Raw genomic sequence first — 13969 nt, 5'->3', positions numbered from 1 at the left:
GGTTATTTGTGAATATCCTGTTGCTATCGAGCGAATATGCTCCCGCACGCGGCGGGATAGGCACCTACGCCCATGAGATCGCATTGGCCGCAACGCAGCTCGGCGCGCGGGTGACGCTGGTCGCTCCCGATTACGCACAGGATATGTCAGCCGACGATCGCGCCATGCCCTTCGCAATCCACCGCTTCAGCGGCGGATTGCATTCGGCGCGTGATCTGCCTGCCAAGATCATGCTGGCGCGCAGCCGGATCGGTACGGCCCCGTTCGATGTGGTGCATGCCGCCGACTGGCCCTTCTTCATTCCGGTCGCACTCGCGCGCGGCCGCACGCCGGCGCGGATGCTGATGACTGTGCACGGTACAGAGATCAATGAGACGCAGACGCCACTGAAGCGGCTGGCGATCCGGTTCAGTGGCGTGTTCGGGCCACGCACCGAGATCGCTGCCAATAGCAACTTCACACGCGAGCTATTTCGCAAAAGATTCACGATCGACGAACGCCGCATTCATGCCATTCGCCTTGGCGTCTCCGATTTCTGGTCCGGCCGGCGCAGCGACCGCGCTGCCACACGCGCGATCTATGACATTGCGCCAGACCGGATCGTCATGGTCACTGTGGCGCGGCTCACGCGGCGCAAGGGACATCATCTCACGCTCGCCGCCCTCGCGCAGCTTCCTGACGAATTACGTCAGCGCGTCACCTGGCTGGTCATCGGTCCGCAAGGAGAAGCTGACTATGTCGATGAGCTTCGCGGCATGATCGCTGCGTCGGACTGCGACATCAGGCTACTCGGCGCGCTATCGAATGAAGAAATTCGCGATATCTACGGTGCGGCAGACTTCTTTTGTCTGACCGGTGTGCCGGATTCGTCCGGCCGCGTCGAAGGCTTCGGTCTCGTCTATCTTGAGGCCGGTGCCACGGGCCTGCCGAGCGTCGCAAGCAATATCGGAGGTGTGCCCGATGCGGTGCTCGCCGGCCAGTCTGGCCTTCTGGTCGCCCCCCGCGTCGACATGATCGCCCATGTGATCCGGCAATTGGCCGAGGACGATGAGCTGCGGGCGCGCCTCGGCGCTGGCGCCGCCGCACATGCGCGTGATCTGTCGTGGGAACGCTGCGCCGCAGAAACCTATGGTTTGAAACGGCCATCACCGTCGGAGGATGCCTTGCAGACCGGATCGGAGCTGAGGGCATCGGCATGAAACAGCTCGCTGCCATCGTCACATTGCTCGTGCTCACCGCAGGCGCCGCGCAGGCCGACAACTGCAACAAGAGCCGGGAGTATTTGCTCGGCGGCCTTGCAGGCGATCTCACCATGCCGCCACAGGCCTATGAAGGCCTGTTCAAGGTTTGCACCGCGACGGCGACGATGCCGAACGTCAAAGATGCCTACATCCTGAAGGATGGGGCCATCGCGGTGATTCCGAAACAGGACACGGTGGCCGCCACCGCGGCGACGCTGTCGCGATTCTGCGACGCCAACCCCAGAGCCACGCTACGCTTCATCTCCGCCAAGGAGCTCGTGCTAACGAAATCGACATCGGGCATTGTGCAGATGTCGTCAGGTTCCGCAACATCGTGTAAGAAGATCAAGGGTCTCACCTGAGCCAGAGGGAAATGCCGCCATGCTGAAGCGCATCTTTCGCTCCTCGTCCGAGACATTCCGGACACGCTCGCCGGAACGCGATCGCATCACCGATGAACGGCTGGTTCTTGCCATTGCGGCGACCATCGACTCCGGCCTGCGCAGCGCAGAATACGAGCATGACGGCCTGAAGCGTCGGCTGGAAGACGTCATCTCCATCGCCGCAATTGTCGGCGGTAACGAGATCGAGGACGTTAACAGCCAGTCGGACCCACGGGCGGAACTCCTGCAGAAATCGGACGACGAGATCCGCATCGGCGAAGCACGGCTGCGGACGCTCGAAAACAATATCGAGCATTTCAGATCGCTGAAGCGGGACCTGAAGCGGCGTTTCCCGAGCATCAATCTCGATGCCGCCGAGCCGACGCCGAAATAGCGGTTTTCCACCGATCAAGACCAGCCGATCAGCACGCCCTGCGAGAGTCAGTGACGCCACGACACTCTTCAGGGTGATCGATGCCTCGTAGCCGAGTTCGATACGATCAGGCATACTGGTCGTGTAAATGCTATCCCTCACCTCGTCGCCGGCCACCACCCGTACCGTGATCGGCCCCGCCTGCCTCAATCCTGCCCCAGGACTTCGCCCAAGGGGGCGACCGGAGTATCTGCTTCCATGACTGATCGCGCCGACGCCATTGCCGCCAGGATCGAGACCTTCATTCGCGCCGAAGTCATCCCCTATGAGAAAGATCCGCGGACAGGTGCTCACGGCCCGAGCGACGAACTGGTGCAAGAGCTGCGCGACAAGGCCCGCAAGTCCGGCGTGTTGACCCCGCATATTCTTGCGGATGGGTCGCATCTGACGCAGCGCGAAACGGCAAAGGCCCTAATCAAATCCGGTCTTTCGCCTCTGGGGCCGCTGGCTTGCAACACGATGGCACCCGACGAGGGCAATATGTATCTCCTCGGCAAGGTTGGCACAGCCGAACAGAAGACGCGTTTTCTGGAACCGCTGGTGTCGGGGAAAGCACGTTCGGCATTCTTCATGACCGAGCCGGCAGACGAAGGCGGCGCTGGCTCCGATCCGTCGATGATGCAGACCACCTGCAAACTCGATGGCAATCACTGGGTCATCAACGGGCGGAAGAAGTTCATCACCGGCGCGGAAGGCGCCAAGGTCGGGATCGTCATGGCGAAGTCCGATGACGGCGCCTGCATGTTCCTCGTCGATCTGCCAGATCCTGCGATCCGCACCCTGCGCGTGCTGGATACGATCGACAATTCGATGCCCGGCGGCCATGCAGAGATCGAGATCGAAAACCTGCGTGTCCCGGCAGACCAGATGCTTGGCGCGTCAGGCGACGGTTTCAAATACGCACAGATCCGCCTCAGCCCGGCGCGCCTGTCGCATTGCATGCGTTGGCTGGGTCTTGCGATCCGCGCCAACGAGATCGCGACCGACTATGCCTGTCGTCGCCATGCGTTCGGAAAGGCCCTGATCGATCACGAAGGCGTCGGCTTCATGCTGGCGGAAAACCTGATCGATCTCAAACAGTCGGAACTGATGATCGACTGGTGCGCGGACGTGCTCGACACCGGCTCGCTCGGCACGGCCGAAAGCTCGATGGCCAAGGTGGCCGTGTCGGAAGCGCTGATGCGGATCGCCGACCGTTGCGTGCAGGTGATGGGCGGCACCGGCGTTTCCGGCGAAACCATCGTCGAACAGGCCTTCCGCGAGATCCGCGCGTTCCGCATCTATGACGGCCCGACCGAAGTCCACAAATGGTCGCTCGCCAAGAAGATCAAGCGCGACTGGAAGACCGATCAGCCAGGCATACCGGCCGCCTAGACGTCGACCTCGACCTGGAGCACGTCGTTGAAGCGGTTGAACGCACCGCATAGCGCGATGCGCCAGGTCAGTTCGACGATCTGCGCATCGTTGAAATGCGCGCGCAGGCGCTCGAACATCGCATCGCGGATTCGATGCCAGTTGCTGGTGACTGCGATCGCGTATTCGACCACGAGCCGATCGACTTCGGTGAGTTCGGGATGCTTCTCCCAGTCGAGCAGGTTTGCCGCCCCTTCCGTCGTGATACCTTCAACCGCGAGCTTCGGCGTGTGCTGCGCAACGCAGAAGTCGCATTGATTGACCAGCGAGACAGCGACAATGGCGAGCTCGAGGTATCGCTTGGGCAGCACGCCTTCGTCGGCAAGCTGGGTGAGAAGACGCCACATGTGCTCGAACACCGGCAGCCGGTTGGCCATTGCGGCGGCTTGGCCCTCGAACGGGCCATATGTGGTCATGCGATCCCACAAAGCCCTTAGGTGCTCGGGCAGCTGATCTCTTTTTTGCAGGGCAACGCGGGCCATATCGAAACTCCGGTTATCAGAAACGAGAGGATGTCTTGTCCGCGAGCGCAGAGCGCGGCTCGCGGCCAAAACCATCCGGCTTGAAGATCAGCAATACCACCAGCCCCACGCCAACGAGGAACAGGCGAATGGCGGCGAGTTCGGACGCCCCAAGACCAGGAACGAGGTCTATCAGAAACCGGCTGCCTTCCAGAAGGAAGATCAGTGTGAAGGCGCTGGCAACGACGCCGCGGTTGCTGCCGCGCCCGCCCACCACCACGGCCATGAAGGCATAAGCGGTGACGATCGGGCCGAATTGCGTGGGGTCGATGTAACTGTAATAGAATGCGTGCAAGCTGCCTGCGAGACCGAGGATCGCGCCGCCGATGGCAAACACCCGCACGCGAACGGCGAGCACGGACTTGCCGAGCGCTTCCACGACGCCGGGGTCGTCGCGCGTCGCACGCACAAGGCGCCCGAAGGGGGAGCGGGCCAGCGCCTGCAGGACGGTGTAGACGATCAGCACGGCCAGCAACGCCAGAAGCAAAAAGCCTGTATCGCCCCAACCGCGGGGCCACCATGCCTGGAACGGTCGTTCGATCCCCGAAACACCGAGCATGCCGCGGGTCAACCAGCCTTCGTAGCTGATGACGAGGCGTAGGCATTCAGCAAAACCAAGCGTCACGATAGCGAGATAATCTTCGGACAACCGCACGGAGATGAGCGCGCTGACCGCACTCAACGCTGCCACGCCGAGCATGGCCATCCCCAGAGCGACCAGAGGTGGCAGCCCCTGCACCGTCAGCAAACCGGCGATATAGGCGCCGAGCATGTAGAAGCCGAACAGGCCGAAATTGACCAGACCGCCCATTCCCCATTGCAGATTGAGCGCGAGCCCTGCCAGCGCAGCCATCGCAACAAGCGTCAGAGTGGCGATGAGATAGACCGTCATTTGGTAACCCACCGCGTTCCAAACAGGCCCCAAGGCCGCACGAGCAGAAGCGCGACCATCACAAGGAATGTCACGATCATCCGGTAGTGCACGGGCATCACCAGCGTCGCCAGTTCCTCCGCAATACCGAGTGTCAGCGCGCCGGCGACGGCGGCCATCGGATTGGCAATGCCGCCGAGAATGGCCGCTGTGAACACAGGCAGCAGATAAGTCCAGCCCATCTGCGGCTCGACATTGGCATCCAGCCCGACGAGCACGCCGGACAGCGTTGTCAACATTCCGGCGATCAGCCAGACATAGGCGACGACGCGTGACCGCGAGATGCCGCGCACTGCTGCAAGGTCCGGGTTATCCGCCACGGCGCGCATCATTCTGCCAAGCCGCGTAAAGCGAAAAATGATCCACACCACAGCGAGCGCCGCAATGACCGTAACGAGAATGGTGAGCTGTTCGTGGTTCAGCCGGATATCGCCAAAACGCATCGGTCGCGCCACAGGCACGTTATAGGCCCGCGGCGAATTGCCGGCAAAGAAACGGATCACATTCTCCAGCGCGATGGCGACTCCCATGGAGGCCACCAGCAGCGTCACGCCCCCTCGATTGCGAAGCGGGCGATAGGCAAGCCAGTCGATACCGACAGCGATCACCGCAAAGAGTGCCGCGCCGGCACTAGCCGCAAGCCACAGCGGCATGCCCAGTAGGACATTGCCGATATAGACGAGATAGGCGCCGCAGGAGAGATAGGATCCAACCGCATAATTGGCAAAGCGCAACACGCTGAACGTCAGCGACAGCGCAAGCGCAGGCAATGCCAGCAACAGACCGGCGACAATGCCGTTGACGAGAAGCTGACCCATCACACCCCTCCGAGATAGAGGCGGCGGATATCCGGATCGGCGAGCACTTCGGCAGCGGGCGCGGCGAGGCGTATCCGCCCACCCACCAGAACCACGCCGTGATCCGCAGCGCCGAGGCCGAGGCGCGTGTTCTGCTCGACGATCAGCAGCGTCACTCCCGAGGCAGCCACCCGGCCTATCACCTCGAACAAAATCTCCGCATTGCGCGGTGACAATCCGGCGGAAGGTTCGTCCAGCGCCAAAACAGATGGCTCAGGCATCAGCGCCGCGGCCATCGCCACCATCTGCCGCTGGCCACCGCTGAGATGCCCGGCCGTGCTGCGAAGTTTAACGCGGATCTCCGGAAACAGGTCGAGCACGGCATCGAGGCGCACGCCGAACGATGGCGCCGAACGTGATGCCACGAATTCATAACCGACTTGCAGATTTTCCAGCACGCTCATGTTGCGGAAGATGTTGGCCTCCTGCGGCACGTAAGCGAGGCCCCGCGCGGCACGCGCAGGCGCACCGAGCGTCGTGACGTTCGCTTCACCTAACAGCACTTGGCCTGAGATCGGACGCAACAGGCCAACGGCCGTCTTCATCAGCGTCGATTTTCCGGAGCCGTTGGGGCCGACCACGACAAGTGTTTCACCTGCGCGAACCGAGAAGCTCACGCCACGCAGGATCGGGTGGCCGCCATAGCCAGCCACCACGTCGCACAATTCCAGTCCTGTTGCGGAGGTCGTTATGACTGCGCCCCCAGATAGGCCGACGCCACCTCCGTATTGGCGATGACATCGTCAAACCGGCCTTCGGTCAGCACCTGCCCCTCGGCCAGAACATAGACGTGGTCACACAGCAGACGGACCATGCCCATATTGTGCTCCACCAGACCGAAAGTGGTGCCTTCCGTGCGCAGCGCCTGAACGAATTCCACGATCTCGCCAATCCGCGTCGGGTTCACGCCCGCACTCGGCTCATCCATCAATACGATACGCGGATCGAGCATCAGCGCGCGGCAGATTTCCAGCAACTTCTTCTGCCCACCCGATAGTGTACCGGCTGGCGCGTCTGCAAGTTTCCAGAGATCGACGCGCTGCAGCAGTGCGCGGGCCTTGTCGATGGCTGCGTCCTCCTCGTCACGTACCGCGCGGCGGGACCAGAGCAGCGACAGGACGTTTTCCCCGCGCATATGAGGCTGCGCGACAAGGACGTTCTCAAGCACCGTGAGGCTCGCTAGTTCGCGCGAAAGCTGAAAGGTCCGCGCCAGCCCACGACGCGCCCGCCATGCCGGGCTATGCTGCGTCACGATCTCGCCGCCGAGCCGCACTTCGCCTGCGACAGGTCGCACCGCGCCGGCGAGCACGCCGAACAGCGTGGACTTGCCGGCCCCGTTGGGACCGATAAGTCCCGTGACGGCGCCCGCAGCGAGCTGCACCGATGCACCATTCAGCGCCCTGAAGCCGCCTTCGTAGATCACGCTAACATTGACGACCTCGAGCATTGGTTCAGCGGATCTCGCCAACCAGTTTGCTGTCGCCTGCCTTGATCAGGAAGTGCCCGAACGTCAGGTCGGTCTGATCGCCATTGGGCGCAAAGCGGAAATCCGACGCTGCCCCCGCATAACGGAACGGCTTGCCTGCACGCAGCGCCTGGAGCGCTTCGGCCGGATCGCCGATCGAGGGAGCGTCGGCATTGACCAGTGCAGGAACTTCCACGCCGAAACGGACACCATCAGTGCTCTTGGCCTTCTCGATGGCCAGTGCTGTCAGCACGATCTGGTCGAACACCTGGGCACCGAAGGTCATGATGGTGCCGTCGGGCTTGCCGATTTCCTTCAGATAGCGGCTATAGGCGGCCGATTTGCCAACGGGCACCTGCTGGGTGTGATGCACGCCTTCAGCGACTTCGGCGCCGACGTTCTTGACGAACTGACCGTTGCTGCCCGCGGCATTGCCAAACGCATAGATCTTGCTGTCATAGCCCGAGCGGAAAGCTTCCTTGGCGATGGCACTGAGCTCGTTGATATAGGCAGCAACGAACACGGCGTCCGGCTTCTTGGCGAAGATGCGCTCGACCTCGACCCGATAGGACGGCTGGCCAGCGTTGAAGTTGACTTCGTCCAGCACCTTGCCGCCGGCGTCCGTGAAGCTCTTGCGGAACGGCTGGATGGTGCTCTGCGTAAACGGCGTCTGCAGCACGAGGATCGAGGCGGTCTTGATGCCATCCTTGGCCATCGCCTTGCTGAAGGCCTCGCCCCAGCTCTTGCCATTGGTCTGGAAACGCCAGACCAGATTCTTGTTGTCGCCGTCGGTGATTTCATCGGCTGAGCCGTTGACGGTGAGAAGCACGCCCTTCTCGAGCGTAATCGGCTTGACCGCCAGCGCCACGGCACTGCTCCATACGCCTGCGATCGATGCGACCTTGTCCACGTCAATCAGCTTACGCGCGGCAGCCACACCGGCGGTCGGCTGCGTCTCGTCATCCGCCACGATCAGTTCCAGCGGGCGACCGAGAACACCACCGGCGTCGTTGATAATTTTCACGGCGGCGCGAGCGGCTTGCTCTTCCTCCTGGCCGTAAGGTCCGCCGATCCCCGTCAGCGGGGCCAGCAATCCGATACGAATCGGTGATTGCTGGGCGAGCGACATTGGCGGCGAAGCGAGGCTCGCTGCGAGCGCAACCGATGTAGCCAAAAGAGCGCGGCGGGACAGATACGAGGTAAGCACGATGATCTCCAGGATGCGTCACGGGCGAGCCCATGGAACAGATCTCTGCCCATGCCGGCCGTCGAACGCCGCAAGCCGTGAAACAGCCATGACATGCATGTCAATGCTACCCACGAAAGAAGCGCTTTTAGCCTCGTTTGCATCGCTATGGAACCTCGCGCGAACCGGGACACAGCCGGGAAAGAGATTTTTATTCTCGCACTCATAAGACGCATGGCGCTTACGATAACCTGAATGGGTGTATCGATTTCGTGTCTCCAATCCGCCCCGTATCACGGGACGTCAGCACAACTTCCGGCATGGAAGGAGCCGCGGGCAGGCCTCGTCAAACAGACAAGCTGGCTCTTCATTCGGTCGCCTATGGAGAGCAAACCGCCTTCTCTCCTCGCAAGGATTTCGAGAAAAACCGTCTCACTTCGATCGTTGCGCCAGTGGGCTTGTTCTGAAGATGGTGCCATCGCATCTGCGCGCTGGACGCATTACCTGATTTCCTGAAGTGTAGTTGCAACTTCTCCAAAGCGCACACTTATGCCGCATCAGCAGGCACCGAAGAGACATATCATGAAGACAGCAAGATTTCTGCACGCCGGCGCGCTCGCATTGGGCTTTGTCGCGGCGACTATGCAAGGCGTTCGGGCCGAGACGGCCCAACTCCGCATCGCGCAGCAATTCGGGATCGCCTATCTCCCGCTCATCGTCGCGAGCGAACGAGGCCTGATCGAGGAAGAAGCCAAGGCGCTTGGCATCACGCCGCCGAAGATCGAATGGCTGCGGCTCTCGGGCGCCGCATCGATGAACGAAGCACTGATTTCCGGCGGGCTGGATTTCGCGACCGCCGGCATCACGCCAATGATCCTGACCTGGGACAAGACGCGAACCACCGCCAAGATCATCGGCGTCGCCGCCTTGGGATCGATGGCCAATATCCTCACCACCAACAATCCGAACGTCAAGACACTGGCCGACTTCACCGAGAAGGACCGCATCGCGCTGCCGTCAGTCAAGGTCGGTTTCCAGCCGATCGTGCTGCAGATGGCGGCCGACAAGGCGTTCGGCAAATACGACAAGCTCGACGAGCTCACCGTCAGCATGCCGCATCCGGACGCAACGGCGCAGATCCTTTCAGGTCGCTCCGAGATCACAGCGCACTTCACCTCACCGCCGTTCTCGCAACAGCAACTCGCCAGCGGCAAGGTGCACCAAGTGCTGAACAGCTACGACGTGCTCGGCGGCCCGCATACTTTCAACGTGGTCTATGCCACCACAAAATTCGTCAACGACAATCCGAAGACGATCCAGGCCTTCGTGCGCGGGCTCGACCGCGCCAATGACTGGATCAAGACCAATCCGAAGGAAGCCACTGCGCTTTACATCAAGGCGGAAAACTCGAAGCTTGCGCCGGATTTCGTCGAGAGCATCATCCGCGACAAGAACATCAACTTCACCACGATTCCCGAAGGTGCGCAGAAATTCGCCGACTTCGAAGCCAAGGTCGGCCTCATCAAGCAGGCACCGGCGTCGTGGCGGGATCTGTTCTGGTCCGGCCTGGGCGAAAAGCCGGGAAGCTGACGTGAACGTCGCGCCGCGATCGGCTGACTTCATCGGTGACGCCGCAACGGCGCCGCTGCTGGTGCTGGATCATGTCAGTATCAGCTATCCCACCCGCGACGGCATCCTCACGGCTGTCGAGGATGTCAGCTTCACACTGTCGGCCAGCGAGCGGCTGGTGCTGCTCGGCCCGTCCGGCTGCGGCAAGTCCACGCTGCTGCGTACCGTCGGCGGTTTTTTGAAGCCCAGCGCCGGCGAGATCCGGCTACACGGGCGGCGCATCGATGCGCCTGGCCCCGATCGTATGACGGTGTTTCAGGAATTCGACCAGTTGCTGCCGTGGCGCACGGTGCTGGGAAATGTCCGCTACGCGCTGCAACGCGGCAAGTCGCTGCCGCGCCCGCAGGCCGAAGAGGTGGCGCGCCACTGGCTCAGCCGCGTCGGGCTGAAGAATTTCGTCGACGCCTATCCGCATACGCTGTCAGGCGGCATGAAGCAGCGCGTCGCCATTGCTCGTGCCTTCGCGCTCGAGCCTGCATTGCTCTTGATGGACGAGCCGTTCGCTGCACTGGATGCGCTGACGCGCCGGCAGATGCAGGACGAACTGCTCAAGCTGTGCGAGGAGACCGGGAGCACGGCGCTATTCGTCACCCACGGCATCGACGAGGCGATCCGCGTCGGCACCCGCATCCTCGCACTGACGCCGCATCCCGGTCGGCTGGCCGCGGCATTCGACGTACCGCCCGATACCCGCATCCGCGGCACCGCGCGCTTCGCCGAACTGGAACGACAGATCCAGCAGAGCGTGTTCGCCGATCCGGAAACCGAACATGTCTGATATTGCTGCGCCGAAACTGGTGCGCGCGCCTGCCCTACAACGCGCGTTCTCCGGCACGCCGTGGCGCCGTGCCGTCATCCTGCTGGGCTTCGCGCTGATCTGGGAGCTCTATGCACGCTGGCTGGACAATGCGCTGCTGCTGCCGACCATGGGCGCGACTTTGTCGGCGCTGTGGGCGGCTATCGTCTCCGGTGAACTGCCGGACCGCACCCTGACGTCGCTGCGTGTCCTGATCACCGGCTATGCGCTGGGCGTCGCCGTCGCCGCGGCGCTCACCACCCTCGCCGCGCTGTCACGCTGGGGCAACGAAGCGCTCGGGCTGCTGACATCCATGTTCAATCCGCTTCCCGCCATCGCGCTGCTGCCCGTTGCATTGCTGTGGTTCGGCATCGGCACGCCGAGCCTGATCTTCGTCATCGTCCATTCGGTGCTGTGGCCGGTGGCGCTGGCTTGCTATGGCGGCTTCCTCGCCGTGCCGCCGACGCTGCGGATGGCTGGCCGCAATCTCGGCCTGTCCGGCGGCCGCTTTGTCGTGGAGATCCTGGTGCCTGCGGCGTTCCCGCAAATCCTGTCGGGCCTGCGGATCGGCTGGGCCTTCGCATGGCGGACGCTGATCGCTGCCGAACTGGTATTCGGCGTCAGCGCGCGTTCCGGCGGCCTCGGCTGGTTTATCTACACCAGCCGTGCACAGTTGGAGACCGCCAGCGTGTTCGCGGGACTGCTCACGGTCATCCTGATCGGCCTCGTCGTCGAAGGGGTCATCTTTCGCACATTGACGCGGATCACGGTGCAGCGCTGGGGCCAGGAGCAGGCCTGAGCGAGCAATCTGCGGCGGCAATACCGGAAGCACAACGTTCTCCGAATGGCGGCATTGTGCAGAGCGATCAACCCATGATCGTCCTGGTTTTTGGAATTCCCCAGATCGCCTGCTTGGGACTCTAATGCGTCATCAGTGATGGCGCCTTTCACGCCCCAATGCAGGACAACGACAATGCATGCCAGACGAATGATCTTGAAAGCCGCCATCGCCATGGGTCTCGGCGTGGCTGTCGTCTCCGTTCCCGCGCTGATCGGTTCCGGATCAGCGCACGCGCAGGAGAAGACCGTCCGGATTGGCTTCCAAAAATACGGCAAGCTGGTTCTGCTGAAGAGCAAGGGGAGTTTGGAGCCACGCCTGAAGGCACTTGGCTGGACCATCAAGTGGACGGAGTTTTCGGCGGGCCCCGCGCTGCTGGAAGCCATCAATGTCGGCGCGCTCGATTTCGGCAACACCGGCGAGGCGCCGCCGATCTTCGCGCAGGCCGCCGGCGCACCGATCCGCTATGTCGCCTACGAGCCGCCAGCGCCGAAGGGCGAAGCGATCCTGGTGCCGAAAGGCAGTCCGATCAAATCAGTCGCCGAGCTGAAGGGCAAGAAGGTCGCACTCAACAAGGGCTCCAACGTTCACTATCTCCTCGTCAAGGCGCTGGAGAAAGCCAATGTCAAATATTCCGACATCACCCCGGTGTTCCTGGCGCCGGCTGACGCGCGCGCGGCGTTCGAGCGCGGAGCCGTGGATGCCTGGGTGATCTGGGATCCGTTCCAGGCGGCCGCTGAAGCCGCGATCGAGGCGACGGTTCTTGCCGACGGCACCGATACCGTGTCGAACTACCAGTTCTATCTGTCATCGCAGAAATTCCTGGAATCCGATCCCAAGGTGGTCGATGCGATTCTCGAAGGCCTGCGGGAAGTCGACGACTGGGCCAAGACAGACATCAAGGCCGTGGCCGAGCAGTTGAGCCCGTCGGTCGGTCTGCCGGTTCCTGTCCTGGAGGTCGCGCTCAAGCGGCAGGCCTACGGGATCAAGCCGATTGATCGCAAGGTCATCACCGAGCAGCAGCAACTGGCCGATACGTTTCTGGCGCTCGGACTGATCCCGAAAGCCATTGCCGTAGCCGACGCCGCCGGGACACCCGCACCATGACGGCCGTCGACGACGCTCTCAAGATTCTCTGGTTCCTGCCGACCAGCGGCGATGGCCACTATCTCGGAACCACGGCCGGTGCGCGCGAGGTCGATTTCGACTATCTGCGGCAGATTGCGCGTGCCGCGGACAAGCTCGGCTATTACGGGGCCCTACTCCCGACCGGGCGCAATTGCGAAGACTCCTGGGTCATCGCATCGGCCATCGCGCCGTGGACGGAACGATTGCGCTATCTCGTCGCCGTGCGCCCCGGACTGCAGTCGCCCACGGTGGCGGCGCGTATGACTGCCACGCTGGATCGCCTGACCAACGGACGGTTGCTCATCAACATCGTGACGGGCGGCGATGCCGTCGAGAACAAGGGCGATGGCGTCTTCCTCGATCACGACGAACGCTATGAAGTCACGCGTGAGTTTCTGAATGTTTACGCGCGGGAGCTCGCCGGCGAAGCCGTCACTGTCGCGGGCAAACACATCACGGTCGAAGACGGTCGTATCCTCTATCCACCGATCCAGACACCTCATCCGCCGTTCTATTTTGGCGGTTCGTCGGATGCCGGCATCGATGTCGCCGTCGATACCGTCGACAAATACCTGACCTGGGGCGAGCCCCCGGCCCAGGTCGCGGAGAAGATCGCACGCGTGCGCGGGATTGCCGAGCAGCGCGGCCGCAAGATCACGTTCGGCATTCGGCTGCATGTCATCGTCCGCCATGCCAACGAGGCCGCATGGAAGGCCGCCGACGAACTGATCGAGCATCTCACCGACGACACGATCGCATCCGCGCAGAAAATTCTCGGGCGAATGGATTCCGTCGGCCAGCAGCGCATGTCGCAATTGCACGGCGGCCGGCGCGACCGGCTCGAGGTCAGCCCGAATCTGTGGGCCGGCGTCGGCCTAGTGCGCGGCGGCGCCGGCACGGCGCTGGTCGGCGATCCCACCACCGTCGCCGCACGCATCCGCGAATATCAGGACCTCGGCATCGATACGTTCATTCTGTCCCGCTATCCGCATCTCGAAGAGGCCTATCGGTTTGCCGAACTGGTGTTTCCGCTGCTGTCGCTGCAACAAACTAGCAATGTCCGGCAGCTCCGCGCCAATACCGGCCCGTTCGGAGAGCCACTCGCAGATCACCGCCGGGCGACCGCAAAAGTTTGATGCGCCGCCGGT

15 protein-coding genes are annotated in these 13969 nt (G+C 62.5%); 9 read left to right on the top strand and 6 right to left on the bottom strand.

The genetic code is table 11. The features are described from left to right. Positions 1–8 precede the first annotated feature (8 nt). The 4 genes from AB8A50_RS28825 (at position 9) to AB8A50_RS28810 (ending at position 3431) form a co-directional block, all read left to right on the top strand. Positions 9–1199 (top strand): glycosyltransferase family 4 protein, encoded by a 1191-nt coding sequence (locus AB8A50_RS28825; protein ID WP_439063130.1) that lies wholly within the window; start codon positions 9–11, stop codon positions 1197–1199. Then, a complete protein-coding gene (locus AB8A50_RS28820) occupies positions 1196–1603 on the top strand; it encodes a hypothetical protein (RefSeq protein ID WP_176454758.1) in 408 nt (135 codons plus the stop codon). Before AB8A50_RS28825 ends, AB8A50_RS28820 begins: the two co-directional genes overlap by 4 nt. 19 nt (positions 1604–1622) lie before the next feature. Further along, complete coding sequence (locus tag AB8A50_RS28815) at positions 1623–2018, top strand: hypothetical protein (RefSeq protein ID WP_439079741.1); 396 nt, start codon at positions 1623–1625, stop codon at positions 2016–2018. Between the two features lie 237 nt (positions 2019–2255). After that, complete coding sequence (locus AB8A50_RS28810) at positions 2256–3431, top strand: acyl-CoA dehydrogenase family protein (RefSeq protein WP_439073760.1); 1176 nt, start codon at positions 2256–2258, stop codon at positions 3429–3431. Here the strand turns inward: AB8A50_RS28810 and AB8A50_RS28805 are convergent. The 6 genes from AB8A50_RS28805 to AB8A50_RS28780 form a co-directional block, all read right to left on the bottom strand. Beyond that, positions 3428–3886, bottom strand: a complete 459-nt coding sequence (locus AB8A50_RS28805; protein WP_244499898.1) for a carboxymuconolactone decarboxylase family protein — start codon at positions 3884–3886, stop codon at positions 3428–3430. The genes AB8A50_RS28810 and AB8A50_RS28805 overlap by 4 nt on opposite strands. Positions 3887–3968: 82 nt before the next feature. Beyond that, entirely contained in the window at positions 3969–4883 is a 915-nt protein-coding gene (locus tag AB8A50_RS28800) for a branched-chain amino acid ABC transporter permease (protein WP_439073764.1), read from the bottom strand. After that, positions 4880–5740, bottom strand: a complete 861-nt coding sequence (locus AB8A50_RS28795) for a branched-chain amino acid ABC transporter permease (RefSeq protein WP_439073766.1) — start codon at positions 5738–5740, stop codon at positions 4880–4882. Before AB8A50_RS28795 ends, AB8A50_RS28800 begins: the two co-directional genes overlap by 4 nt. Then, entirely contained in the window at positions 5740–6435 is a 696-nt protein-coding gene (locus AB8A50_RS28790) for an ABC transporter ATP-binding protein (RefSeq protein ID WP_439080054.1), read from the bottom strand. The genes AB8A50_RS28795 and AB8A50_RS28790 overlap by 1 nt, the downstream gene beginning before the upstream one ends. A gap of 32 nt (positions 6436–6467) precedes the next feature. After that, the gene (locus AB8A50_RS28785) at positions 6468–7226 is read right to left on the bottom strand and encodes an ABC transporter ATP-binding protein (protein ID WP_439079740.1); all 759 of its coding nucleotides are present in this window, start codon (positions 7224–7226) and stop codon (positions 6468–6470) included. Between the two features lie 4 nt (positions 7227–7230). After that, complete coding sequence (locus AB8A50_RS28780) at positions 7231–8451, bottom strand: ABC transporter substrate-binding protein (protein ID WP_439079739.1); 1221 nt, start codon at positions 8449–8451, stop codon at positions 7231–7233. A 561-nt stretch (positions 8452–9012) separates the two neighbouring features. Between AB8A50_RS28780 and AB8A50_RS28775 the strand changes: the two genes are divergently transcribed. From AB8A50_RS28775 to ssuD, 5 genes are all read left to right on the top strand, one after another. Further along, positions 9013–10020, top strand: coding sequence for an ABC transporter substrate-binding protein (locus AB8A50_RS28775; RefSeq protein WP_439079738.1), 1008 nt, complete (start codon positions 9013–9015; stop codon positions 10018–10020). A 1-nt stretch (position 10021) separates the two neighbouring features. Further along, the gene (locus AB8A50_RS28770) at positions 10022–10837 is read left to right on the top strand and encodes an ABC transporter ATP-binding protein (protein WP_439079737.1); all 816 of its coding nucleotides are present in this window, start codon (positions 10022–10024) and stop codon (positions 10835–10837) included. Beyond that, entirely contained in the window at positions 10830–11654 is an 825-nt protein-coding gene (locus tag AB8A50_RS28765) for an ABC transporter permease (RefSeq protein WP_439079736.1), read from the top strand. Before AB8A50_RS28770 ends, AB8A50_RS28765 begins: the two co-directional genes overlap by 8 nt. A 213-nt stretch (positions 11655–11867) precedes the next feature. Continuing rightward, positions 11868–12800, top strand: a complete 933-nt coding sequence (locus AB8A50_RS28760) for a sulfonate ABC transporter substrate-binding protein (protein ID WP_439080053.1) — start codon at positions 11868–11870, stop codon at positions 12798–12800. Beyond that, positions 12797–13957: an FMNH2-dependent alkanesulfonate monooxygenase gene (ssuD, locus tag AB8A50_RS28755; protein ID WP_439079735.1), complete on the top strand. Its 1161-nt coding sequence runs from the start codon at positions 12797–12799 to the stop codon at positions 13955–13957. The genes AB8A50_RS28760 and ssuD overlap by 4 nt, the downstream gene beginning before the upstream one ends. Positions 13958–13969: the final 12 nt, after the last annotated feature.

It is taken from the genome of Tardiphaga sp. 841_E9_N1_2, assembly GCF_051811065.1.
In the GTDB taxonomy this organism is placed as follows: domain Bacteria; phylum Pseudomonadota; class Alphaproteobacteria; order Rhizobiales; family Xanthobacteraceae; genus Tardiphaga; species Tardiphaga robiniae.
The sequence above is the reverse complement of the archived record's forward strand: the minus strand, read 5'-3'. Positions and strand labels throughout refer to the sequence as shown.

Excerpts from the sequence above, each read along its gene's own strand:
- AB8A50_RS28800 (WP_439073764.1), bottom strand. The coding sequence starts at position 4,883 with ATGACGGTCTATCTCATCGCCACTCTGACGCTTGTTGCGATGGCTGCG.
- AB8A50_RS28805 (WP_244499898.1), bottom strand. The coding sequence starts at position 3,886 with ATGACCACATATGGCCCGTTCGAGGGCCAAGCCGCCGCAATGGCCAAC.
- ssuD (WP_439079735.1), top strand. The coding sequence starts at position 12,797 with ATGACGGCCGTCGACGACGCTCTCAAGATTCTCTGGTTCCTGCCGACC.
- AB8A50_RS28760 (WP_439080053.1), top strand. The coding sequence starts at position 11,868 with ATGGGTCTCGGCGTGGCTGTCGTCTCCGTTCCCGCGCTGATCGGTTCC.
- AB8A50_RS28810 (WP_439073760.1), top strand. The coding sequence starts at position 2,256 with ATGACTGATCGCGCCGACGCCATTGCCGCCAGGATCGAGACCTTCATT.
- AB8A50_RS28765 (WP_439079736.1), top strand. The coding sequence starts at position 10,830 with ATGTCTGATATTGCTGCGCCGAAACTGGTGCGCGCGCCTGCCCTACAA.
- AB8A50_RS28795 (WP_439073766.1), bottom strand. The coding sequence starts at position 5,740 with ATGGGTCAGCTTCTCGTCAACGGCATTGTCGCCGGTCTGTTGCTGGCA.
- AB8A50_RS28815 (WP_439079741.1), top strand. The coding sequence starts at position 1,623 with ATGCTGAAGCGCATCTTTCGCTCCTCGTCCGAGACATTCCGGACACGC.
- AB8A50_RS28785 (WP_439079740.1), bottom strand. The coding sequence starts at position 7,226 with ATGCTCGAGGTCGTCAATGTTAGCGTGATCTACGAAGGCGGCTTCAGG.
- AB8A50_RS28820 (WP_176454758.1), top strand. The coding sequence starts at position 1,196 with ATGAAACAGCTCGCTGCCATCGTCACATTGCTCGTGCTCACCGCAGGC.
- AB8A50_RS28775 (WP_439079738.1), top strand. The coding sequence starts at position 9,013 with ATGAAGACAGCAAGATTTCTGCACGCCGGCGCGCTCGCATTGGGCTTT.